Origin of the sequence: Klebsiella sp. JB_Kp004, from assembly GCF_040065795.1 — a bacterium.
GTDB classification, from domain to species: domain Bacteria; phylum Pseudomonadota; class Gammaproteobacteria; order Enterobacterales; family Enterobacteriaceae; genus Klebsiella; species Klebsiella quasipneumoniae.
The window spans coordinates 55,725-77,662 of record NZ_JBEAKW010000006.1 but is presented as its reverse complement, the minus strand read 5'-3'; the positions used below and the strand labels follow the sequence as shown (position 1 = coordinate 77,662).

At 56.7% G+C, this 21,938-nt stretch carries 22 protein-coding genes; 11 read left to right on the top strand and 11 right to left on the bottom strand.

Annotation, left to right across the window (positions count from 1 at the left end):
* The first annotated feature begins 16 nt into the window (after nucleotides 1–16).
* Together ABLX76_RS07985 and ABLX76_RS07980 are read left to right on the top strand one after the other, a co-directional pair.
* Nucleotides 17–2,074 carry a beta-galactosidase gene (locus tag ABLX76_RS07985; RefSeq protein ID WP_348874407.1) on the top strand — a complete coding sequence of 686 codons (2,058 nt, stop codon included), beginning with the start codon at nucleotides 17–19 and terminating at the stop codon, nucleotides 2,072–2,074.
* Nucleotides 2,075–2,139: 65 nt separating this feature from the next.
* Complete coding sequence (locus ABLX76_RS07980) at nucleotides 2,140–2,454, top strand: glucose PTS transporter subunit EIIB (protein ID WP_023288637.1); 315 nt, start codon at nucleotides 2,140–2,142, stop codon at nucleotides 2,452–2,454.
* Between the two features lie 136 nt (nucleotides 2,455–2,590).
* On the opposite strand, the gene ABLX76_RS07975 is transcribed toward ABLX76_RS07980, so the two are convergent.
* Complete coding sequence (locus tag ABLX76_RS07975; protein WP_023288638.1) at nucleotides 2,591–3,862, bottom strand: maltoporin; 1,272 nt, start codon at nucleotides 3,860–3,862, stop codon at nucleotides 2,591–2,593.
* A gap of 270 nt (nucleotides 3,863–4,132) precedes the next feature.
* Here ABLX76_RS07975 and ABLX76_RS07970 point away from each other — a divergent pair, with 270 nt between their 5' ends.
* The 3 genes from ABLX76_RS07970 (at nucleotide 4,133) to ykgO (ending at nucleotide 5,723) form a co-directional block, all read left to right on the top strand.
* Nucleotides 4,133–5,203, top strand: a complete 1,071-nt coding sequence (locus ABLX76_RS07970) for a LacI family DNA-binding transcriptional regulator (RefSeq protein WP_023288639.1) — start codon at nucleotides 4,133–4,135, stop codon at nucleotides 5,201–5,203.
* 116 nt (nucleotides 5,204–5,319) lie between these two features.
* Nucleotides 5,320–5,583 (top strand): type B 50S ribosomal protein L31, encoded by a 264-nt coding sequence (locus ABLX76_RS07965; RefSeq protein ID WP_004204754.1) that lies wholly within the window; start codon nucleotides 5,320–5,322, stop codon nucleotides 5,581–5,583.
* Nucleotides 5,583–5,723 (top strand): type B 50S ribosomal protein L36, encoded by a 141-nt coding sequence (ykgO, locus tag ABLX76_RS07960; protein WP_002892018.1) that lies wholly within the window; start codon nucleotides 5,583–5,585, stop codon nucleotides 5,721–5,723. The genes ABLX76_RS07965 and ykgO overlap by 1 nt, the downstream gene beginning before the upstream one ends.
* Here the strand turns inward: ykgO and ABLX76_RS07955 are convergent.
* On the bottom strand, nucleotides 5,720–6,418 hold the full coding sequence (locus ABLX76_RS07955; RefSeq protein WP_348874406.1) for a GNAT family protein: 699 nt from the start codon (nucleotides 6,416–6,418) through the stop codon (nucleotides 5,720–5,722). The genes ykgO and ABLX76_RS07955 overlap by 4 nt on opposite strands.
* Before the next feature lie 100 nt (nucleotides 6,419–6,518).
* Between ABLX76_RS07955 and ABLX76_RS07950 the strand changes: the two genes are divergently transcribed.
* On the top strand, nucleotides 6,519–7,976 hold the full coding sequence (locus ABLX76_RS07950) for a PLP-dependent aminotransferase family protein (protein ID WP_348874405.1): 1,458 nt from the start codon (nucleotides 6,519–6,521) through the stop codon (nucleotides 7,974–7,976).
* Here ABLX76_RS07950 and ABLX76_RS07945 read toward each other — a convergent pair.
* Nucleotides 7,945–8,415: a YlaC family protein gene (locus ABLX76_RS07945; protein ID WP_023288642.1), complete on the bottom strand. Its 471-nt coding sequence runs from the start codon at nucleotides 8,413–8,415 to the stop codon at nucleotides 7,945–7,947. The genes ABLX76_RS07950 and ABLX76_RS07945 overlap by 32 nt on opposite strands.
* 33 nt (nucleotides 8,416–8,448) lie before the next feature.
* On the opposite strand from ABLX76_RS07945, the gene ABLX76_RS07940 reads away from it, so the two are divergent.
* On the top strand, nucleotides 8,449–8,580 hold the full coding sequence (locus ABLX76_RS07940) for a hypothetical protein (protein ID WP_032428629.1): 132 nt from the start codon (nucleotides 8,449–8,451) through the stop codon (nucleotides 8,578–8,580).
* Here ABLX76_RS07940 and maa read toward each other — a convergent pair.
* The 5 genes from maa to acrA form a co-directional block, all read right to left on the bottom strand.
* A complete protein-coding gene (gene maa / locus ABLX76_RS07935; RefSeq protein WP_023288643.1) occupies nucleotides 8,552–9,118 on the bottom strand; it encodes a maltose O-acetyltransferase in 567 nt (188 codons plus the stop codon). The genes ABLX76_RS07940 and maa overlap by 29 nt on opposite strands.
* A 158-nt stretch (nucleotides 9,119–9,276) precedes the next feature.
* Entirely contained in the window at nucleotides 9,277–9,495 is a 219-nt protein-coding gene (locus ABLX76_RS07930; protein ID WP_002892050.1) for an HHA domain-containing protein, read from the bottom strand.
* A gap of 26 nt (nucleotides 9,496–9,521) precedes the next feature.
* On the bottom strand, nucleotides 9,522–9,896 hold the full coding sequence (gene tomB / locus ABLX76_RS07925; RefSeq protein ID WP_002892066.1) for an Hha toxicity modulator TomB: 375 nt from the start codon (nucleotides 9,894–9,896) through the stop codon (nucleotides 9,522–9,524).
* 483 nt (nucleotides 9,897–10,379) lie between these two features.
* Nucleotides 10,380–13,526, bottom strand: coding sequence for a multidrug efflux RND transporter permease subunit AcrB (gene acrB / locus ABLX76_RS07920; RefSeq protein WP_023288644.1), 3,147 nt, complete (start codon nucleotides 13,524–13,526; stop codon nucleotides 10,380–10,382).
* 22 nt (nucleotides 13,527–13,548) lie between these two features.
* A complete protein-coding gene (gene acrA, locus ABLX76_RS07915; RefSeq protein WP_023288645.1) occupies nucleotides 13,549–14,742 on the bottom strand; it encodes a multidrug efflux RND transporter periplasmic adaptor subunit AcrA in 1,194 nt (397 codons plus the stop codon).
* Nucleotides 14,743–14,884: 142 nt separating this feature from the next.
* Between acrA and acrR the strand changes: the two genes are divergently transcribed.
* Both acrR and mscK read left to right on the top strand, forming a co-directional pair.
* The gene (gene acrR, locus ABLX76_RS07910) at nucleotides 14,885–15,535 is read left to right on the top strand and encodes a multidrug efflux transporter transcriptional repressor AcrR (protein ID WP_023288646.1); all 651 of its coding nucleotides are present in this window, start codon (nucleotides 14,885–14,887) and stop codon (nucleotides 15,533–15,535) included.
* Between the two features lie 129 nt (nucleotides 15,536–15,664).
* Nucleotides 15,665–19,012, top strand: coding sequence for a mechanosensitive channel MscK (gene mscK / locus ABLX76_RS07905; RefSeq protein ID WP_348874404.1), 3,348 nt, complete (start codon nucleotides 15,665–15,667; stop codon nucleotides 19,010–19,012).
* Between the two features lie 35 nt (nucleotides 19,013–19,047).
* Here the strand turns inward: mscK and ABLX76_RS07900 are convergent, their stop codons facing one another.
* From ABLX76_RS07900 to priC, 3 genes are all read right to left on the bottom strand, one after another.
* Nucleotides 19,048–19,947, bottom strand: coding sequence for an Rpn family recombination-promoting nuclease/putative transposase (locus ABLX76_RS07900; RefSeq protein ID WP_032454012.1), 900 nt, complete (start codon nucleotides 19,945–19,947; stop codon nucleotides 19,048–19,050).
* 67 nt (nucleotides 19,948–20,014) lie between these two features.
* Complete coding sequence (rsmS, locus tag ABLX76_RS07895; RefSeq protein WP_065882808.1) at nucleotides 20,015–20,188, bottom strand: pleiotropic regulatory protein RsmS; 174 nt, start codon at nucleotides 20,186–20,188, stop codon at nucleotides 20,015–20,017.
* 12 nt (nucleotides 20,189–20,200) lie between these two features.
* The gene (priC, locus tag ABLX76_RS07890) at nucleotides 20,201–20,728 is read right to left on the bottom strand and encodes a primosomal replication protein N'' (RefSeq protein ID WP_048296890.1); all 528 of its coding nucleotides are present in this window, start codon (nucleotides 20,726–20,728) and stop codon (nucleotides 20,201–20,203) included.
* Nucleotides 20,729–20,796: 68 nt separating this feature from the next.
* Here priC and ABLX76_RS07885 point away from each other — a divergent pair, with 68 nt between their 5' ends.
* Both ABLX76_RS07885 and apt read left to right on the top strand, forming a co-directional pair.
* Nucleotides 20,797–21,174 carry a DUF454 family protein gene (locus ABLX76_RS07885; RefSeq protein WP_004204740.1) on the top strand — a complete coding sequence of 126 codons (378 nt, stop codon included), beginning with the start codon at nucleotides 20,797–20,799 and terminating at the stop codon, nucleotides 21,172–21,174.
* 150 nt (nucleotides 21,175–21,324) lie between these two features.
* On the top strand, nucleotides 21,325–21,876 hold the full coding sequence (gene apt / locus ABLX76_RS07880) for an adenine phosphoribosyltransferase (RefSeq protein ID WP_023288650.1): 552 nt from the start codon (nucleotides 21,325–21,327) through the stop codon (nucleotides 21,874–21,876).
* Nucleotides 21,877–21,938 lie beyond the last annotated feature (62 nt).

Genomic DNA, 21,938 nt, shown 5'->3' with positions numbered 1-21,938 from the left:
TTTCAGGAAGTTTATTATGAATAAATTTGCACCTTTACATCCAAAGGTTAATACGCTGCTGCATGGCGCAGATTATAACCCGGAACAATGGGAGAATGACCCCGATATTATTGATAAAGACATTGCCATGATGCAGCAGGCAAAATGTAATGTGATGTCGGTGGGAATATTTAGCTGGGCGAAACTTGAGCCGCGCGAAGGGGTATTTGATTTCGCCTGGCTGGATACTATCCTCGATAAACTGTATGCCGCCGGCATTCATGTTTTTCTGGCCACGCCGAGCGGCGCGCGTCCGGCGTGGATGTCACAGCGCTATCCGCAGGTTCTGCGGGTGGGGCGCGATCGGGTGCCAGCCCTGCACGGCGGCCGTCACAACCACTGTATGTCATCGCCGGTTTATCGTGAGAAGACCCTTAAAATCAATACTCTGTTGGCGGAGCGCTATTCTGCGCATCCGGCGGTGCTGGGCTGGCATATTTCCAATGAATATGGCGGCGAATGTCATTGCGAGCGCTGCCAGACTCGCTTTCGCGACTGGCTGAAGGCGCGGTACCAGACCCTGGAGAATCTCAACCAGGCCTGGTGGAGCACTTTCTGGAGCCATACCTACAGCGACTGGTCGCAGATTGAATCGCCTGCGCCGCAGGGCGAGGTGTCGATCCACGGCCTGAATCTGGACTGGCATCGCTTTAATACCGCCCAGGTGACCGATTTCTGCCGCCATGAAATCGCCCCGCTGAAGGCGGCGAATGCCGCCCTGCCGGTGACCACCAACTTTATGGAGTATTTTTACGATTACGACTACTGGCAGCTGGCGGAGGTGCTGGACTTTATCTCCTGGGACAGCTATCCGATGTGGCACCGCGACAAAGACGAAACCGCGCTGGCCTGTTATACCGCGATGTATCACGACATGATGCGCAGCCTGAAGGGCGGCCAGCCGTTTGTGCTGATGGAGTCCACGCCGGGCGCCACCAACTGGCAGCCGACCAGCAAACTGAAGAAACCGGGGATGCATATTCTCTCTTCGCTGCAGGCGGTGGCGCATGGCGCCGACTCGGTGCAGTATTTCCAGTGGCGCAAGAGCCGTGGTTCGGTTGAGAAATTCCACGGCGCGGTGGTCGACCACGTTGGGCATATTGATACCCGCATTGGCCGTGAAGTCAGCCAGCTCGGCGAGATCCTCAGCAAGCTGCCGGCGGTGAGGGGGTGTCGCACCGAGGCGAAAGTGGCGATTATCTTCGACCAGCAGAACCGCTGGGCGCTTGATGACGCCCAGGGGCCGCGCAATCTGGGTATGGAGTATGAGAAGACGGTCAATGAGCACTACCGTCCGTTCTGGGAGCAGGGCATCGCCGTCGATGTGATTGACGCCGACGCTGATTTAACGCCGTACCGGCTGGTGATTGCCCCGATGTTATACATGGTGCGCGACGGCTTTGCCGGGCGGGCGGAGGCGTTCGTCGCCAGCGGCGGCCATCTGCTGACCACCTACTGGACCGGCATCGTCAACGAGTCCGATCTCTGCTATCTCGGCGGCTTCCCGGGCCCGCTGCGCAATCTTCTGGGCATCTGGGCGGAGGAGATCGATTGTCTGAATGACGGCGAGTTTAATCTGGTGCAGGGCCTGGCCGGGAATCAGTGCGGTCTTCAGGGCCCCTATCAGGTGCGCCATCTCTGTGAACTGATCCATACCGAAAGCGCGCAGACGCTGGCCACCTACCGGGATGATTTTTATGCCGGAAGGCCAGCGGTGACGGTGAACGGCTTCGGGAAAGGTAAAGCCTGGCATGTGGCCTCCCGCAACGATTTGGCCTTCCAGCGCGACTTCTTTGCCGCCCTGAGCAAGGAGCTGGCGCTGCCGCGGGCGATCGCGGCGGATTTACCGCCCGGAGTGGTGGCCACCGCGCGCACCGACGGTGAGAGTACATTTGTCTTCCTGCAGAACTACAGCGCGCAAAGCCATACCCTGGGCCTGCCGCCAGGGTATCGGGATTGCCTGACCGACGCGGCGGTGTCGGACCCGCTGACCCTGTCAGCATGGGATTGCCGTATTCTCCGTCGCCACGCGTAATCCTTTTTTCTCCACGCCTGCTCTGCCGAGCAGGCTTTTTTTTATCTATTACCCTGGAGTTTATGATGGTGAGTTTAAAATCTTTCCTGCACTATTTCTCGCCTGCGCGTCCGGCACAGCCGTTAAGCGAAGCGGAAAAACAGCAAATCGAGGCGCTGATTCAGGCCTTCGGCGGTGAAGCGAATATTACCCAAGTGGACGCCTGTATTACCCGTCTGCGGGTAACGGTTCGTCATCTGGCGGCCGTGGACTCTGACGCATTACAGCAGCAGGGCGCGCTGGGCGTCATTATTCTTGGTCAGCAGGTTCATGCTATTTTCGGTAAGCAGTCCGATGCGCTACGTCAATTGCTGGATGACCATTTTGCCGCGCGGAAATAAATAAAATGGGATAACCTGAAAATAGGTTATCCCGAAAATAAGACAAAGACAGCAGTGGCAATAATGATTACCGGAGGGTAATTAATGACCTTAGCGTTGGAGATATCAATAACGTATTTTTCTTACCAGAGCGATATTACCACCAGGCTTCAACCTGCACGCCGAAATTCCAGGTATTATTCGCCGTCTGGTCTTCAAATGGTTTACCATCTTCGGAATCATTCAGATACGACGCGAAAATACGTAATTCCGGACGTGACATAAAGTCCGGCCCGTCCGCCAGGCCCAGCGCAATGGTATATTTCTCACCGGCCTGTTTGTAACTGGTGCCATTGTTGTAGCTGTCTTTCTGATAGAAACCGCCGACTTCGCCAATCAGGCGCACGTAGTCGGTGAACTGATACTGCCCGCGGGCGACCAGCGACAGCATCCGCGTTTTGTCGGTGTAGTCGGTAATATCATCCGCCGAGCCCCAGGTCAGAACGTGGTTGATGGAGAACTTCTCGGTAATGGGGATCAGACCGGTGTTAATCACGCGATAGCCGGTGGCGTCATTCACGTAGTTCCACATATCGTACCAGCCGCCGCCCTGGGAGACCATATTCTGCGCCAGCCCTTTGTTGGCATACTGCAGCACGGTTTTGTTATAGCCGCCCAGCATATCCTGACTGATTTCACCGGTTAGCATCACGCCATTTTCGGCATCGTACAGCCCGCCGTAGCTGTCCTGTTTTTTGGTGGTGTTCGGCATGGCGTAGTCGATGCCGAATTCGGTCCACGACCCGGACCACGGCTTCCATCCCGCATAGCGTAAATCGATATAGTTGATATTGACGTTGCTGTCGCCATCGACGCGATAGTCAACGTCGTTGGCATCGCCGCGGATCCACGCCAGCGAGACGGCGCCCGGGCCAAGGGTGTAGTTTTCCACCCCGGCCCCGGAGCCGGAAATGTTCCAGTATTTGGTATCGATGATGTGCAGATCGTGACGCTGATAGTAACGTTTGCCGCCCCAGATCACCGCATTCGGATCGCCCGGGATCAGCCCTTTGATCTGCAGATTCAGCTGACGTAAGCCGAACTGCGCGTCATCGTTCAACGTGGTTTCATTATCGTTAGAGCCATCGGAGACCATGCTGACCATGCTGTCGAGATAGAAACTGACATCATCTTTTTTGTAGACCTCGGAGCCCAATTCCAGTTCGCCATAGGTATCCGATTCGTTCCCCAACCGGCCCAGCTTGTTCTTTTGCCATTCCGCTTCGCTACCGTCGCCGGAGACCCCAACCCCGGCGCGCAAATAGCCATGAAAATCAACGGTCGGGATCGCAGCGGTAGCCGCAAAGGCGGAAGGGGTGATTAGCGCAGCGGCTAATGCTGTAGAAAGGGCGCGCAGTGTCGTATTCATCTCTATCCTCTTATTGTTTTGTATTACGTTCACATAACTGATGTCATAAAATGCCTAAATGTAACTTCAGGCAAACGAGATATGATTATTGTGTGACTAACTGCAAATAATAACGCTGGTTTTTGTTGTGATGAGTGAGGTGATTCACAATTAACCAAGTTGTGAACGTAATACTTTTTGTGGTCTAATTTTGCGGTGAGAAGTGGCGGTGAGCGTTTTTTCAAATGGCCCCTGTTACAATCATGGGATAACAACATAAGGAACCGGACCATGAAGTCTAAAAGCGCTACTCTGGAAGACGTCGCACGTCATGCGGGTGTCTCTTACCAGACCGTGTCCAGGGTACTCAACAAATCTGCCAATGTATCCGAAGCGACGCGCCGCAAGGTGGAGAAATCGATAGAGGCTCTACGCTATGTGCCCAACCGGCTGGCGCAGCAGCTGGTGGGGAAGGAGAGCCAGACGGTGGGGCTGGTGACGATTTCGCTGGCCTGGCATGCCCCCTCCCAGGTAGCGGCGGCGGTAAAACGCTATGCCAATCTGGAAGGTTACCAGGTCCTGATTTCGATGATCGATGAGAGCGTCAACCAAAGCATCCAGGATTCCATCAATGAGCTGAAGTCTCAGCGGGTGGATAAGGTCATTATCAACGTGCCGCTGGAGACCGAACAGGCGCAGAAAATCGCCGCTGACAACGATGATATCGTCTGCCTGTTTCTCGATGTTGATCCCTACAGCTCCGTGTTTAACGTTTCGTTTAACCCGGCGGACGGCACCCGGGCCAGCGTCAAATATCTCTACGAGATGGGGCATCGGGAGATCGCGCTGCTGGCGGGGCCGGACAGCTCCGTATCGGCCAAACTGCGGCTGAAAAGCTGGCTGGAGACCCTGGATGGCTACGGTCTGAAGCCGGTGACCGTCCTGCACGGCAACTGGGATGCGCAAAGCGGCTACGCCGGCGCGCTGCAGATGCTGCGTGAAACGCCGAACTTCAGCGCTGTGCTGGTGGGCAATGACCAGATGGCGCTGGGGGTGCTCAGCGCCTTCCATCAGCATCAGGTGGCGGTGCCGGGAGAGAAATCGGTGATTGGCTATGACGATACCTACGAAAGCTCCTTTTTCTATCCGGCATTGAGTACGGTATCGCTGGACCTCGACCTGCAGGGTAAAGAGGCGGTGCGGCGGATCCTCGCCAGTACCAGCGGCGCGGCGCATACCTCATCCATCCTGCCGGCGCGCCTGGTGATTCGCCATTCCAGCGGCGCCAGAGTTGAGCAGGGGAAAGATCTGCAGGCTATCGCGGAGCAACTTCGCGCAATCGCTCACCGTCTGGCGCCCTGAAGCCAAAGGCGAGGAAACTCGCCTCTTTGTTATTACCCCTGCTATAACCATGGTTGATCTTTGTCGTGGAACGGCGTAACTTAATTGTTATGTTATAACATAATAACGAGGTCATCATGAAAGCCCATATCCATCCTCCCTATCGCACGGTGGTGTTTCACGACACCAGCGCCAATGAATATTTTAAAGTTGGCTCAACCATCCGCACCGAACGCGTGATTGAGCTCGACGGTGAGACGTATCCGTATGTGACGATCGATGTCTCATCGAAATCGCATCCTTACTACACCGGCAAACAAAAAACGTTCGCCAGCGAGGGTAGCGCGGCCCGTTTCCGCCAGCGCTTCGGCGGCTTTATTGATGCAAAAAGGAAGGCATGATGCAGGTCGTTAACTCATTACGCAGCGCCAAACAGCGCCACCCGGATTGCCAGCTGGTCAAACGCAAAGGGCGGCTGTACGTGATCTGTAAGAGCAACCCCCGCTTTAAAGCGGTGCAGGGGCGCAAAAAACGTCGTTAACGGAAGCTTTCCAGGGGACGGCGCTGCTGGCCGTCGGCGGTAAAATTGTCGGCGGCCAGCCATTGGCGCATGGCGCTATCCAGCTGCGGCCATTCGCCATCAATCACTGAAAACCAGTCCGTGTCCCGGTTGTGTCCTTTGCTCACCAGCGCCTGACGAAAACGTCCTTCGTACTGAAATCCCAGTCGCCTTGCCGCCCGGCCTGACGGCGTATTGAGGCTATTGCATTTCCATTCATAGCGACGGTAGCCGAGCGTCCCGAAAACATACTGCATCAACAGCCAGTGCGCTTCGGTGGCCATAGCCGTTCGGCTCAGCAACGGAGAGAAATGGACATGCCCCACCTCGACCACGCCGTGGTTGGCATCGATGCGCATTAACGCCAGCGACCCGACCGCCGTCCCGCGCTGCTGGTCAACGACGGCGAAATGGATAGGATCTGTCAGCATCGCAACCTGCGCCACCCAGGCGCTAAATTTAGCCAGACTGGTTTCCGGTTCGCGCAGCAGCCACGTCCAGCTGCGGGCGTCGGGCGCCAGCTGGTGGGCAGCAAACAGATCGCTGGCGTGGGCGAGGGTGAGCGGTTCGAGCCGACAGCGGCTGCCCTGAAGTACCTGCCGCGTTGGCCAGGGGCGGGGTTGCCAGTCGGGCAGCGCGGCGCCGAGCGCCTGTCCAAACTGATTGTATTCACACATTGCGGTTTCCTTATTGGGGATGTACAGGCAGGGTACGCGCTGGCTGGTTCCATAAAAAGTGCCACCAGAGTATGTTCTTATGGATCCACGAGGAGGTGACATGAACATACCGGACGATGCGTTTTATGGATTGGTGACGCAGGGGATGCGGCAGCGAACGGACGAAACCCTGCAGCGCGCCCTTTACCACACTTTGCGCCATGCCATCCTGCAGGGAACTCTGGCAGCCAGCTGCCGTTTGCCAGGATCGCGCGTGATTGCCGGTCGACTGCATCTATCGCGCAATACGGTGAATGCCGCACTGGAGCAGCTGACGCTGGAGGGATACCTGACGCGAAGCCGTCAGGGGACGCAGGTTGTGCCGCTCGCCGCCAGCCGCCGGCAGGAGGTAAACGCGCCTCCCGTTGTGCTGTCTGAGCGGCTGCAGGGACTGCCAGCCGCTATGCGCCGTGACTCGCCGGCGCTGCCGTTTACGCCTGGCATGCCGGCGGTGAACTATTTCCCGCTGCCGCTGTGGCGGCGATTAATGGATAAAGCATTGCGCGACGAGGGCAGCACGCTGCTGGGTTACGGTGAGGCCGCGGGCGATCCCCAACTGCGGGAGGCGATCGCTCGCCATCTGGCGCTCTCCCGAGGTATTCAGTGCGATATCCGGCAGATCGTCATCACCGAGGGGGCGCTGGAAGGGGTCAACTTATGCGCCTCGCTGTTGACCAACCCGGGCGACACCGTGTGGCAGGAAGAGCCGGGATACCTGGGCGCCAGGAGTGGTTTCCAGCGGGCGGGGCTGCAGGTCTGCGGGATGGCCGTCGATCATGAAGGGATGTGTATGGCCAACGGCGCGGCAGAGCCACCCCGGCTGATTTTCACTTCTCCCTCTCATCAGTATCCCCTTGGGAGCGTTATGAGCGCCGCGCGGCGTCTGGCGCTGGTGGAGTATGCCCATCGGCACGGCGCGTGGATTGTGGAGGATGACTACGACAGCGAGTTTCGCCACAGCGGAGAGCCGATCCCGGCGATGCTGGGAATGGTCCCGGATGCCCCGGTGGTCTATCTCGGCACCTTCAGCAAAACCCTTTTTCCGGCGCTGCGTATCGGTTTTATGGTAATGCCGCCCGCGCTGGCGGATGCCGCTCAGGAGGCCATTGGCGCGCTGCTGCGCGGGGGACACCGCGCTGAACAGCGGGCGCTGGCCAGCTTTATCGAGAAGGGGCACTATGCGCGTCATCTGGCGGCGATGCGTCGTCTGTACCGCAAACGTCAGCAGCAACTGCGCGAGGCGCTGGCGCAAGCGATCACCGTGCCGTGCGAAGTCCTTGGTGGGGAAGGGGGGCTCCATCTGACGCTGGCCATCGAGGGGATCGACGATCGCGCGATAGCGCAGCAGGCGCGTCAGTTTCAGCTGGCGCCCGCTGCGCTAAGTCATTTCTATCTCGACCCACGGCGGGGGCGGAGCGGGCTGGTGCTGGGGTATGGCAATACTTCTGCTTCCCGCTATCCGCTGGCGCTGCGGACGCTGAATCGTCTTATTGCGCAGTACCGGCTCGGGTCAGCGTAAAGACATCGTAAAAGGAGAGATCGCCTTTGGTGTCGACCATTTTTTTAAGCTGCGCCTTCTGCTCGCTATCGACGTCCGGCGACTGCAGGATACGGTCGATCAGCTGTCGGGGGACAAAGCGGGTGTTGTACCATTCGCCGTTGTAACACACGCGAAAGTCGAGGACGTCGATATCTTCGTAACGATAGCGTGGATAGACGTCAAAGAAGAAAAAAGCGTTGAACAGGATGAACAGCACCACCAACAACCAGACCGAATCCACCAGCGTTTCAGAGCGCAGCATCACCACCAGCGTCGCCAGAAACGCGGCATACATGGCAACAAACAGGCCCGGATGGTTACGGATAAAACTGATGCTAAAACGCGGGCGATTATCGCGTTTTTCCTGCACGTTCAGTTCGTCAATGGTGTGAGTTAGCAGGCGTTGTATTTCTGTCATCTTGGTCCCCGAATTCTGCAATAAGCCTGCCCCGTGCGCCCGGTGGCTCGGGCGTGGCAGGCTCAGCCTGAAGGCTATTTTATGTTGCAGTATTCTGCGGAGAAAGTAACAGATCAGTTACAGAAAAGCATAACAGTTACGCATTTGGCGGCGGAAGGCGCTTGATGATCTGCGCCGGGTTGCCGCCGACAACGGTACTGGCGGGGACGTCTTTAGTGACCACCGCTCCGGACGCGATGACCGCATTATCGCCAATGGTCACCCCGGGATTGATCACCGCCCGACCGCCAATCCACACATTGTGGCCAATGGTCACCGGTTTGCCATATTCCTGGCCGCTGTTTCGGGCCTCAGCATCCAGCGGATGGGTGGCGGTATAGATATGGACGCCCGGGGCCAGCATGCAGTTATCGCCAATATGGATAGGGCAGACGTCCAGCATCACGCAGTCAAAATTGGCGTAAAAACCGGCGCCGAGAAAGATATTGTAGCCGTAGTCGCAGCGAAAGCTTGGCTCGATATACGCATCGCCAGCGCGACCGAGCAGCTCGGCGAGAATACGCTGACGTTCTTCCTGCGCATCCGGGGCGGAATGATTATAACGGTGCAGCAGCTGTCTGGCGCGCAGGCGATCGGCGCGTAGCGTTGGGTCGCCAGATAAATAGAGCTCACCGGCGATCATTTTGCGTTTTTCTTCACTCATTGGTCTTCCTTATACCTGACGTTAGATGGCCAAAGCAGTATAAAAAAGAAACCGGTTACAGGTTTGCTGTTGGCTAAATGATGTGATGACTATCACAAAGATACCCTGCTGAGGCTGGCGATGACCGCCCGGTCAGCAGACCGCGTCGGGCGCGGTAATTAGCGGATAAATTTCCAGACGGACGTCGGGATCTTATCGTACAGCTTATTCATGGTCAGTTCAGCCAGACGATGATCGGCGGCTGAGTAAAATACCGCCAGCTCATTATCAGAAAGTTCATATTTGTTTTTTTCAATGACGCGCTCCAGCGTGTCAATTGTCTGGCAACGGCGTAAGCGCATCAAATAGTCTGTTTTAGTTAATGGCTTATCAGACATAATTCCACCTTTTGATTGTAATAATCCTAACACGAAAGACTGGCCGGATTTTCCCGGCTGGCGTTGACAAAACAACGAAATAACCGATTACCGGATTTTTTCCACTTTTGCAAATCCGTAGAGTTAATGCCGTAGTTACTGAACAACGTAAATGTATCGTCCAGATATTCGTCAACCTGAGCGATCAGCTTATTATCCTCAGCGTACTTAATTTTATAATTAAGGGCGAATGTGGCAATGTGCTCGATCAGTTCATTTAACTGGAGATTGACAGCCGATGTCGGGTCGTTGACCCAGCCATGGTTGCTCTCTTCCAGGTTTGCAAGGCAGTCATGATACAGCGTTTCGCAGAGAAAGCGTAGTTGTGCGATATCATGTCTTTTTGGCGAGTATTCGTCCATAACGCATCCCCTTTTGAGTGGTTTAAACGACGACTAACAAACACCGTTGTGGGATGAACACGACTAACTGACCTGACACTAACTGAGTAATCCTGCTGATTTAACTATAATCCACTCTCCAACAGATTTCATCGTGCTATTACGAAAAATTACAATTATCAGAGAGAAATTATCTTAAAAAGAGACGAATTAATTTCTCCGGCCCGGGCGCGCAACCTGAAAAATAGAGATGCCTTATCAATCATTGGCTTAAGGCAGGCAGTCGTCGCGTTCAGAAACCGCCGGCCGTGATGATGATATTAGGATTATTCCTGGTAAATGAGCGTAAGAAGATCCTAAGGGCTAAACAGCGTGATAGATATAGCCGGGAACACATCAATATATATTAAAGGCAGCGCGAAAAATAAACAATGGCAATATGTGCCCTGTGGGTAATGATCAAAAAAAGGGCCGCAGTAGCGGCCCTTTGTTCATCAGTGCAGATTAATGATGCTCAACCTGATGGCTGTGCTCAATATCTTCCGATTTCTTACTAAAGCGGCGTCGCACCACCACAAAGAACACCGGCACGAAGAAGATTGCCAGGATCGTCGCGGTCACCATCCCGCCCATTACGCCTGTACCTACGGCGTTCTGCGCACCGGAGCCCGCTCCGGAGCTGATAACCAGCGGCATAACCCCAAGGATAAACGCCAGGGAGGTCATCAGGATTGGACGCAGACGCATACGTACCGCTTCAAGCGTCGCCTCAATCAGCCCTTTGCCCTCTTTCTCCATCAGGTCCTTGGCGAATTCAACGATCAGTATCGCGTTCTTCGCCGACAGGCCGATGGTGGTCAACAGGCCAACCTGGAAGTAAACGTCATTGGTTAAACCGCGGAAGGTGGCGGCTAACAGCGCACCGACCACACCCAACGGTACGACCAGCATGACCGAGAACGGAATCGACCAGCTCTCATACAGCGCTGCCAGACACAGGAAGACGACAATCAGCGAGATGGCATACAGGGCAGGGGCCTGGTTACCGGACAGCCGCTCCTGATAAGACATCCCGGTCCAGTCGTAGCCAATACCCGACGGCAGTTTACCCGCCAGCTCTTCCATCAGGCTCATCGCCTCACCGGTACTCTTGCCTGGCGCTGCCTGGCCAAGAATTTCCATTGATGGCAGACCGTTGTAGCGTTCCAGACGCGGCGAACCGTATTCCCAACGCGAGGTGGAGAAGGCGGAGAACGGCACCATCTGGCCATCACTACCGCGAACATACCACTTGCCGATGTCTTCCGGCAGCATACGGTATTTCGCTTCGGACATGATGTACACTTTCTTCACGCGGCCGCGGTCGATGAAGTCGTTGACATAGCTTCCGCCCCAGGCGGCGCCCAGCGTGGTGTTAATGTCGCTGATGGAGACGCCCAGCGCCTGGGCTTTTTCCTGATCGATATCGACTTTGAACTGCGGTGTATCTTCCAGACCGTTAGGACGCACGCCGGTCAGCACGTCAGGATGCTGCGCCACCATGCCAAACAGCTGGTTACGTGCCTGGGTCAGTTTTTCGTGTCCCAGGCCGCCCTGGTCAATCAGCTGGAAGTCAAAGCCGGTCGCGGTACCCAGTTCAACGATAGCCGGCAGGTTAAAGGCGAAGACCATCGCGTCTTTAATCTGCGAGAAGTAGCCCATCGCCCGACCGGTGATCGCTTCAACTTTGTTTTCATCGCCTGGACGCTGACTCCAGTCTTTCAGCGAGACGAACGCGATACCGGTGTTCTGGCCGCGGCCGGCGAAGCCGAAGCCGTTAACCGCAAACACGGATTCCACGTTGTCCTTCTCTTTGGTGAGATAGTAATTCGTCATCTCATCCAGCACTTTCTGCGTGCGCTCCTGGGTGGCGCCGGCAGGCAGCTGGGCCATACTCAGGAACACCCCCTGGTCTTCGTCCGGCAGGAACGAGCTCGGCAGACGAACGAACAGCCACGCCATACCCACCACGATGATCAGATACAGCACCAGATAACGACCGGTGCTGCGCAGAATGTTGCCTACGCTGTCGGTGTAATGGTGCGTGCTCTTATCGAACATGCGGTTAAACCAGCCGAAGAAACCCGTGGTCGCGCCATGGCTGCCTTTCTGAATAGGCTTCAGCATCGTGGCGCACAGCGCCGGCGTCAGGATCAGCGCGACCAGTACCGATAGCGCCATCGCGGAAACGATGGTGATGGAGAACTGGCGATAGATGGCCCCGGTTGAGCCGCCGAAGAACGCCATCGGGATAAATACCGCCGACAGCACCATGGCGATACCTACCAGCGCGCCCTGAATCTGCCCCATCGATTTACGCGTCGCTTCTTTCGGCGGCAGGCCTTCTTCGGCCATGACGCGCTCGACGTTCTCGACCACCACGATGGCGTCATCCACCAGCAGGCCGATGGCGAGCACCATCCCGAACATCGTCAGGGTGTTTATCGAGAAGCCAAACGCCGCCAGCACCGCGAAGGTCCCTAACAGGACCACCGGCACCGCGATGGTCGGGATCAGGGTGGCGCGGAAGTTCTGCAGGAACAGATACATCACCAGGAAGACCAGGATGATCGCTTCCACCAGCGTTTTAACCACTTCGTGAATAGAGATTTTCACGAACGGGGTGGTGTCATACGGGTAAACGATTTTCATCCCCGACGGGAAAAACGGCTCCATCTTCGCCAGTTCAGCGCGGATCGCGTTGGCGGTATCCAGCGCGTTCGCGCCGGTAGCCAGTTTAATACCCAGACCGGACGCAGGCTGGCCGTTATACTTCGCCACCACGTCATAGCTTTCGCCACCCAGTTCAATTTTGGCGACATCACGCAGACGAACCTGGGAACCATCCTGGTTCACCTTCAGCAGAATGTTGCCAAACTCTTCCGTATTGGTCAGACGCGTCTGTGCGACGATGGAGGCGTTGAGCTGCTGGCCTTTCACCGGCGGCGTACCGCCTAACTGACCAGCGGCTACCTGGGCGTTCTGCGCTTTCAGCGCGCTGATCACGTCCACCGGCGTGAGCTGGAAGTTATTCAGTTTATTCGGATCCATCCAGATACGCATCGCGTACTGGGAACCGAACAGCTGAACGTCGCCGACGCCGCTGGTACGGCTGATCGGGTCCTTCATGTTGGCCGCCACGTAGTCCGAAATGTCGTCCTGGTTCATGGTGCCGTTGGTGTTAATGACGCCGACAACCATCAGGAAGCTGCTGGACGCTTTCTCAACGCTGATCCCTTGCTGCTGTACTTCTTGCGGCAGCAGAGGGGTGGCCAGGGCCAGCTTGTTCTGAACCTGAACCTGGGCGATGTCCGGATCGGTACCGGATTCGAAGGTCAGGGTGATGGTCGCCGTACCGGTGGAGTCGCCATTCGAGGACATGTACATCAGGTGATCGATACCGTTCATATTCTGTTCGATAACCTGAGTCACGGTGTTCTGCACGGTTTCGGCGTCAGCACCGGGGTACATGGCGGTAATGGAAATTGCTGGCGGCGCAATCGTCGGATATTGCGCCACCGGCAATTTGAGGATCGATAATCCCCCAGCCAGCATGATGATGATGGCGATCACCCATGCAAATATGGGGCGATCGATAAAGAAATTAGGCATGTCTTAACGGCTCCTGTTTAAGTTAAGACTTGGTTTGTTCTGATGGCGCGTTGCCTGCGGCTTGCTGTTTATCATCAGAAGCTACTTCCTGCGCTTTTACCTGCACGCCTGGTTTGATTTTTTGCAGGCCGGTGACAATAACGCGATCGCCGGATTTCAGACCGTCAGTGACCAGCCATTTATCGCCAATCGCTTGAGAAGCAGTGACCTGGCGGACTTCGACCTTATCGCCTTCACCCACAACCATGACGCTGGCGTCACCGCGCGGCGTACGGGTCACGCCCTGTTGCGGCACCAGCAGGGCGTCAGGGTTAACCCCTTCTTCCAGACGCGCGCGGACAAACATCCCCGGTAACAGGGTGTGATCCGGGTTGGGGAAAATGGCGCGCAGCGTGATAGAGCCGGTGGTCTGGTCGACGGTCACATCCGAGAACTCCAGGGTGCCGGACTGCGGATACTTAAGACCGTCGTTAGTCACCAGCTCCACTTTCGCTTTACCGTTTTCCTGTTTCAGACGGCCATCGGCCAGCTCCTGTTTCAGGCGCAGGAAATCATTGCTAGACTGGGTGACGTCAACATAGATCGGATCCAGCTGCTGAACGGTTGCCAGAGCGGTTGACTGACCATTCTGCACCAGCGCCCCTTCGGTCACCGCGGATTTACCAATGCGGCCGCTGATCGGCGAGGTGACTTTGGTGTAGGCCAGATTGATGCGCGCGGTTTCCACGGCCGCTTTCGCCGCGACCACGGCCGCATTGCTCTGCTGCGCCGTTGCGACGGCGGTATCGTAGTCTTGTTGACTGATATACTTAGTGCCTAACAGTTTCTGATAACGCTTGACCGTCAGTTGATCCATGTTTGCCGCCGCCTGGGCTTTTGCCAGGTCGCCTTTGGCGCTGTCATAGCTGGCCTGATAGGTGGCTGGATCGATCTGATACAGGGAGACGCCGGCCTGGATATCGCTACCTTCGACGAAGTTACGTTTCAAAATAATGCCACTGACCTGAGGGCGGACTTCCGCAATGCGATAGGCGCTGGTGCGGCCTGGCAGTTCGGTGGTCATTTGTAGAGGTGCGGATTTGAGCGTCACAATACCGACTTCCGGCATGTGCTGGGCTCCCTGTTGAGCCGGTTTATCGTCACATCCTGTTAGCGCTAAGCTGCCTGAGAGCATCAGAACGACCGCCAGAGGCGTTAACCCTCTGTTTTTGTTCATATGTAAACCTCGAGTGTCCAATTTCAAAATGTTCAGTGGCTCAAACAACCACAAACCCACTACAGTCTTTCTATTATGGTCGTGCTATGGTACATACATTCACAAATGTATGTAAACGTAACCTCTGTAAAGTCATTAACCTATGGCACGAAAAACCAAACAACAGGCACGTGAAACCCGGCAACTGATTCTGGATGTTGCTCTGCGTCTGTTTTCGCAGCAAGGCGTATCATCTACCTCGTTGGCAACAATTGCAAAAGCTGCGGGTGTAACGAGGGGGGCTATCTACTGGCATTTCAAGAATAAATCAGATTTATTCAACGAAATTTGGGAGCTGTCAGACGCCAGTATTAGCGATCTCGAAATTGAGTATCGGGCAAAATTCCCTAACGATCCACTCTCAGTTATCAGGGAGATATTAGTCTATGTTCTTGAAGCGACGGTGACAGAGGAGCGCCGTCGGTTGATGATGGAGATTATCTTCCATAAGTGTGAATTCGTCGGTGAAATGACCGTGGTGCAGCAGGCCCAGCGGCAGTTATCCCTGGCGAGCTACGAACGCATCGAGCAGACCTTGAAAGAGTGCATCGCCGCGAAGCTGTTGCCCGCCAATTTACTCACCCGGCGAGCGGCGATTTTAATGCGCAGCTATCTTTCCGGCCTGATGGAGAACTGGCTGTTTGCCCCCGACTCGTTCGACCTGCATGCGGAAGCGCGCGACTATGTCGCCATCCTGCTGGAGATGTATCAGTTCTGCCCCACGCTGCGCGGCCCGGAGAACCTGTCAGCGTAAACGTCGCGCGCGGGGGGACGTGAATTTTTAGCGCCGTTCGCCGCTATTCGCCAGCGATGAGAAGTGCTATTCTTCGCGCTTGCGACGACCCCCGGTATTCTCCGGCATTTGCATTCATTCATATTAACTATGCTGCACACGATCTCCAGGCAACGCGCCACGTTCATCTTTATCATTATGCTGCTCTGTTTTATTGGTCTTTTCAGTCCAGTTCAGGGCCGCGCCGCGGACCTCCCTGACCGGGCGGAAGTGCAGAGTCAGCTCAATACATTAAACAAGCAAAAAGAACTGACTCCGCAGGACAAACTGGTCCAGCAGGATTTGACCCAGACCCTGGAAACGCTGGATAAAATCGATCGCATCAAGAGCGAGACGACGCAGCTCCGCCAGCAGGTCGAGCAAGCCCCGGCGAAGCTGCGCCAGGCGGTGGACAGCCTTAACAATCTGAGTGATGTCCCGAACGACGACGCGACGCGCAAAACGCTGAGCACGCTCTCCCTGCGTCAGCTGGAATCGCGCGTCACCCAAACGCTGGACGATCTGCAGAATGCGCAAAACGACCTGGCGACCTACAACAGCCAGTTGGTTTCCCTGCAAACGCAGCCGGAACGCGTGCAAAATGCAATGTACAAAGCCTCCCAGCAGCTGCAGCAGATCCGCAATCGTCTGAATGGCACCTCGGTGGGGGATGAGACTCTGCGTCCGACCCAGCAGGTGCTGCTGCAGGCCCAGCAGGCGTTGCTTAACGCGCAGATCGAGCAGCAGCGCAAGAGCCTCGAAGGCAATACGGTGCTGCAGGATACCCTGCAGAAGCAGCGTGACTACGTCACCGCCTGGAGCAACCGGCTGGAGCATCAGCTGCAGCTGCTGCAGGAGGCGGTGAACAGCAAGCGGCTGACGCTGACTGAGAAAACCGCCCAGGAGGCGGTCACGCCCGACGAAACGGCGCGTATTCAGGCCAACCCGCTGGTCAAGCAGGAGCTGGATATCAACCACCAGCTGAGCGAGAAACTGATTCAGGCGACGGAGAATGGCAACCAGCTGGTGCAGCGCAATATTCAGGTGAAGAACTGGCTCGACCGCGCCCTGCAGTCTGAGCGGGATATTAAAGAGCAAATTTCCGTGCTCAAGGGCAGCCTGCTGCTGTCGCGCATTCTCTACCAGCAGCAGCAGACGCTGCCGTCGGCGGATGAGCTGCAGGATATGACCAATCGCATTGCCGATCTGCGGCTCGAACAGTTCGAGGTGAATCAGAAACGCGACGCGCTGTTCCAGAGCGATGCCTATGTCGCTAAGCTGGAAGAGGGGCACAGCGATGAAGTAAACGATGAAGTGCACGCCGCGCTGCTGGAAGTGATCGACATGCGCCGGGAGCTGCTCGACCAGTTCAATAAACAGCTGGGGAATCAGCTGATGATTGCCATCAACCTGCAGATCAACCAGCAGCAGTTGATGAGCGTCTCGAGCAGCCTGAAAGAAATTCTGACCCAGCAAATTTTCTGGGTGAACAGCAATAAACCGATGGACTGGGAGTGGATTAAGGCCTTCCCGGAAGCGCTGAAAGGTCAGTTTAAGGCGATGAAAATCACCGTGAACTGGGAAAAAGCGTGGCCAGCGGCGTTTGTCGCTTTTCTTGCCGGATTACCGCTGCTGCTGATTGCCGGCCTGATCCGCTGGCGTTTGCAGTGGCTCAAGGATTATCAGGCAAAGCTTGCCTCCCAGGTAGGCCAGCTGCGAAATGATACCCAACTGCATACGCCGAAGGCGATCCTTATCGACCTGATCCGCGCCTTACCGGTGGTGCTGGTGATTCTGGCGATTGGCCTGATCTTACTCACCATGCAGCTCAATATCAGTGCTCTGCTGTGGGCGTACAGTAAAAAGCTGGCGATGTTCTGGCTGGTGTTTGGCCTGTGCTGGAAAGTGCTGGAAAAGAACGGCGTAGCGGTCAGCCACTTTAATATGCCGGCGCAATTGACCAGCCACTGGCGGCGGCAGATTGTTCGCGTCAGCCTGGCGCTGCTGCCGCTGAATTTCTGGTCGGTGATTTCCGAGCTGTCGCCGCTGAACCTGATGGACGACGTGCTGGGGCAGCTGGTGATTTTCTTCAACTTACTGCTGATAGCGGTGCTGGTCTGGCCGATGTGCCGGGAAAGCTGGCGCGATAAAGAGTCGCACAGCCTGCGCCTGCTGACGATCACAGTGCTGTCTATCGTTCCGGTGGCCCTGATGGTGCTAACGGCGACCGGCTACTTCTACACCACGCTGCGCCTGGCGGGACGCTGGATCGAGACCGTCTATCTGGTCATGATCTGGAACCTGCTGTACCAGACTGTACTGCGCGGCCTGAGCGTGGCGGCGCGGCGCATCGCCTGGCGCCGGGCGCTGGCGCGCCGTCAGCATCTGGTGAAGGAGGGCGCGGAAGGCGCCGAGCCGCAGGAGGAGCCGACTATCGCCCTCGAGCAGGTCAACCAGCAGACGTTACGCATCACCATGCTGGTGATGATCGCGCTGTTCGCGGTCATGTTCTGGGCGATTTGGTCGGATTTGATCACCGTTTTCGCCTATCTCGACAGCATTACCCTCTGGCATTACAACGGCACCGAGGCAGGGGCCAGCGTGGTGCGCAGCGTCACGATGGGCAGCCTGCTGTTTGCCATTGTGGCGTCGATGGTTGCCTGGGCGCTGATCCGCAACCTGCCGGGGCTGCTGGAGGTGCTGGTCCTGTCGCGGCTCAACATGCGCCAGGGGACTTCCTACGCCATCACCACCATTCTTAACTATGCGATTATCGCCATCGGGGCGATGACGGTATTCGGGTCGCTGGGCGTCTCATGGGATAAACTGCAGTGGCTGGCGGCCGCGCTGTCGGTTGGTTTAGGTTTTGGTCTGCAGGAGATCTTCGGTAACTTCGTCTCCGGCCTGATTATTCTGTTCGAACGTCCGGTGCGCATTGGGGATACGGTGACTATCGGCACCTTCTCCGGTACGGTAAGCAAAATCCGTATTCGCGCCACCACCATCACCGACTTCGATCGCAAAGAGGTGATCATCCCGAACAAGGCGTTCGTTACCGAGCGCTTGATCAACTGGTCGCTCTCCGACACCGTGACCCGCGTGGTGATCCGCCTCGGCGTCGCCTACGGTTCCGATCTGGATAAGGTGAAGGAGGTGCTGCTGAAGGTCGCGCACGATCATCCGAAAGTGATGCAGGAGCCAGCGCCAGCGGTCTTCTTCACCACCTTCGGGGCCAGTACCCTGGATCATGAACTGCGTCTGTATGTCCGTGAACTGCGCGATCGCAGCTACACGGTGGATGAGCTCAACCGCGCCATCGACCGTCTGTGCCGGGAGAATGACATCAACATTGCCTTTAACCAGCTGGAAGTCCATCTGCGAAATGAAAAGGGCGACGAGGTCACGGAAGTGAAGCGGGACGGAAAGGGTGACGATTTAGCTCCCTCCGTCGCGTCTTAACTGAAAAGGGGCGGCGCAAAGCCGCCCCTGCTGCATCAGGGCGTCAGCGCGGCGAGCTCTTCGTCGCTAAGCCCGGTGAGTTCCCGCACGATTTGACGTTCGAGGCCGCGCGCCAGCATTCTGGCGGCGATGCTGCGAGTGGCTTCCTGCTCGCCCTCCTGCTGCCCCTGTTTACGGCCTTTCTCTTCCAGCCATTCGGCAATGGTCATCATCAGCTCCTTATGTCTGGGCGACTGCGCCGCCAGCGCGCGGATCAGCGCCCCCGGATGTTCCGTGGTACCCGCCTGCAACATATAGCGCAGCAGCGTATTTAACTGCGCTTCTGTCAGATAGCCTTGCGTCATCAGCGCAATCAGCGGCACCTGCAGCTCGGCCAGATCGCGATGGCGGATATGCTTTTGCAACAGCTCCAGCATGGCCATACGCCGATGACGGACGATCTGATTATCTGGCATAACGGTGAGGTCCACCAGCGGAAAATCACCGCTATAGAGCGCCTTCGCCAGCGCCGGTTCGGCGAATAGCTGTTGCCAGTTGCGGGGCCAGGGCCAGGGGCTGACCTTGCCGTGATAAAAAAGAATTGGCACCACCAGCGGCAGCGTGTCGTGGCCAGCGTCCAGATGACGCTGCATGGCGGCCAGCGCGTAGCGCAGCAGGCGAAACGCCATCAGCTTGTCCGGGGTACTCTGATGCTCAATCAGCGCGTAAACATAGCCCGGTCCGTGGCGGGTGCGCAGTGAGTAAAGGATATCGGAATAGCTGGCGCGCAGGTCCTCTTCAACAAAGCTACCGGAGACCAGCTGCAGTGAATCCAGCTCGCAAATTGCCAGAAACGGCGCGGGCAGATACAGCTGCAGGAAATCCTTCGCCACCGCCTGATGCATCAGCATCTGGCGAAAAACCGCATCGTGCGGGGTTTGACTGACCTTTTCCATCAATATTGCCTCCATCGGCGTCATGCGCAGAGGAGCACTCTGCCAGCACGTCGTCGTGGGCAACATCTTACTTCTGCGGCGTTTGCGAGGCGCTTTCCGTGTTTTTTAACTTGTTTGCATAATCCCGCCTGACAATTTCCAGCGCGTCCAGCACCGTTTGCGCTGGGATCTGATGCGACTCCAGCAACATGATTAAATCGACGGCCAGTTTGACCTCATCGGGGGCATTTTCCAGCGACATCGGACTCTCCTGTTAGCGCGTCAGCCGCGCCAGTACGTTTTCAATCTTGTCCAGCGCCTGTCGACAGCGCGCCAGCCGTCCGCTGTAGACCTCGACTTCGCTGGCCAGCCGCTGCTGTTCGTCAAGGCTGGTAGCCTGCGTCAGCTGGCGCTGGCGTTGGTCGCGCATCGCCAGCAGGCGGCGCTCATACTCCTGATGCTGCAGGCGACGGCGCTGCCAGCGGCTCAGCGTTGGCGAGGCATGGTCCCAACTGCGCAGCGACCAGGTGGCGGTTTCGCGACGCAGCGCGGCGATTTGCGCCGCCAGCCGCTCGGCGATCCAAGCTACCTGCGGCAGCTGCTGGCGCTCGACAGCCTGGCGGAGCTGGCTGAAGTTGTGTTGGGCTTCCGCCAGATAGGCCTGCATCAGCGTGCTGCGGGTGTGGAAGAGCTGACGGTCAAAGCGCGGGCTGAGGGTCGCGTGCTCCGCCAGCGGCGCCACCAGCGCGGCCAGCTCGCTGAGCTGATTGTTCAGCGTTTGTAAAAGTTGAGCTGTTTTCACCCACCCCCTCCATTTTCCATCAGCCAACTGTGCTACAGTAGCCGTATCTGTTGATAACGATTCGCATTATGCCACCTGTTATTTTAACCATTATCGGCTGGCTGGCGGTAGCGCTGGGTACGCTGGGCGTCTTCTTACCGTTGCTGCCGACGACGCCGTTTATTCTGCTCGCCGCCTGGTGCTTTGCCCGCTCATCGCCACGCTTTCACCAGTGGCTGCTGTATCGCTCATGGTTCGGCGGCTATCTTCGCCACTGGCAGCAGTACCGCGCCATGCCCCGTGGCGCCAAACCGCGCGCCATTGCCATGATCGTGGCGACTTTTGCTATTTCACTGTGGCTGGTTAAGCTTACGTGGGTGCGCATTATGCTGTTGGTCATTCTGGCCTGTCTGCTGATCTTTATGTGGCGCATTCCGGTGGTTGACGCAAAGCAACAAAAGCACTGATGCGCAATAATGCCTGTTGCAATTGTTGCTGACAGCCAGTAAATTCTGGCGTTTTCGAGCGCGGGTAAGCCTGGTCAAAGGTTAAACAAATGTTTCTTTGGCCCCTTTTGCACGCCCGTGGGTAACACCGTTTCAATCAGGCATACACTTATGACCGCAACTGCACAGCAGCTTGAATATCTGAAGAACAGCATCCAGAGTATCGAGGATTATCCAAAACCTGGCATTCTTTTCCGCGATGTCACCAGTTTACTGGAAGACCCGAAAGCTTACGCGCTCAGCATTGAACTGCTGACCGAGCGCTACAAAGACGCGGGAATTACCAAAGTGGTAGGGACTGAGGCGCGTGGCTTCCTTTTCGGCGCACCGGTTGCGCTGGCGCTGGGCGTGGGCTTTGTTCCGGTACGCAAGCCGCGTAAGTTGCCGCGTGAAACCATCGCTGAGAGCTATGAGCTGGAGTACGGCACCGATCAGCTGGAGATCCACGTTGACGCCATCAAACCGGGCGACAAAGTGCTGGTGGTGGACGATCTGCTGGCGACCGGCGGAACCATCGACGCGACGGTCAAACTGATCCGCCGTCTCGGCGGCGAAGTACAGGATGCCGCTTTCATTATCAATCTCTTCGATCTGGGCGGCGAACAGCGCCTGGAGAAGCTGGGGGTCCACTGCTACAGTCTGGTGCCGTTCCCGGGCCACTAAGCAAATCCCTCCACATAGCCTCGCCGATCGGGCGGGGCTGTGATAGCATGACCCCTTCGTGA

Bases quoted from the DNA above. Each gene is read 5' to 3' on its own strand.
- ABLX76_RS07985 (WP_348874407.1), top strand. From the start codon at position 17: ATGAATAAATTTGCACCTTTACATCCAAAGGTTAATACGCTGCTGCAT.
- ABLX76_RS07980 (WP_023288637.1), top strand. From the start codon at position 2,140: ATGGTGAGTTTAAAATCTTTCCTGCACTATTTCTCGCCTGCGCGTCCG.
- ABLX76_RS07975 (WP_023288638.1), bottom strand. From the start codon at position 3,862: ATGAATACGACACTGCGCGCCCTTTCTACAGCATTAGCCGCTGCGCTA.
- ABLX76_RS07970 (WP_023288639.1), top strand. From the start codon at position 4,133: ATGAAGTCTAAAAGCGCTACTCTGGAAGACGTCGCACGTCATGCGGGT.
- ABLX76_RS07965 (WP_004204754.1), top strand. From the start codon at position 5,320: ATGAAAGCCCATATCCATCCTCCCTATCGCACGGTGGTGTTTCACGAC.
- ykgO (WP_002892018.1), top strand. From the start codon at position 5,583: ATGCAGGTCGTTAACTCATTACGCAGCGCCAAACAGCGCCACCCGGAT.
- ABLX76_RS07955 (WP_348874406.1), bottom strand. From the start codon at position 6,418: ATGTGTGAATACAATCAGTTTGGACAGGCGCTCGGCGCCGCGCTGCCC.
- ABLX76_RS07950 (WP_348874405.1), top strand. From the start codon at position 6,519: ATGAACATACCGGACGATGCGTTTTATGGATTGGTGACGCAGGGGATG.
- ABLX76_RS07945 (WP_023288642.1), bottom strand. From the start codon at position 8,415: ATGACAGAAATACAACGCCTGCTAACTCACACCATTGACGAACTGAAC.
- maa (WP_023288643.1), bottom strand. From the start codon at position 9,118: ATGAGTGAAGAAAAACGCAAAATGATCGCCGGTGAGCTCTATTTATCT.
- ABLX76_RS07930 (WP_002892050.1), bottom strand. From the start codon at position 9,495: ATGTCTGATAAGCCATTAACTAAAACAGACTATTTGATGCGCTTACGC.
- tomB (WP_002892066.1), bottom strand. From the start codon at position 9,896: ATGGACGAATACTCGCCAAAAAGACATGATATCGCACAACTACGCTTT.
- acrB (WP_023288644.1), bottom strand. From the start codon at position 13,526: ATGCCTAATTTCTTTATCGATCGCCCCATATTTGCATGGGTGATCGCC.
- acrA (WP_023288645.1), bottom strand. From the start codon at position 14,742: ATGAACAAAAACAGAGGGTTAACGCCTCTGGCGGTCGTTCTGATGCTC.
- acrR (WP_023288646.1), top strand. From the start codon at position 14,885: ATGGCACGAAAAACCAAACAACAGGCACGTGAAACCCGGCAACTGATT.
- mscK (WP_348874404.1), top strand. From the start codon at position 15,665: ATGCTGCACACGATCTCCAGGCAACGCGCCACGTTCATCTTTATCATT.
- ABLX76_RS07900 (WP_032454012.1), bottom strand. From the start codon at position 19,947: ATGGAAAAGGTCAGTCAAACCCCGCACGATGCGGTTTTTCGCCAGATG.
- rsmS (WP_065882808.1), bottom strand. From the start codon at position 20,188: ATGTCGCTGGAAAATGCCCCCGATGAGGTCAAACTGGCCGTCGATTTA.
- ABLX76_RS07885 (WP_004204740.1), top strand. From the start codon at position 20,797: ATGCCACCTGTTATTTTAACCATTATCGGCTGGCTGGCGGTAGCGCTG.
- apt (WP_023288650.1), top strand. From the start codon at position 21,325: ATGACCGCAACTGCACAGCAGCTTGAATATCTGAAGAACAGCATCCAG.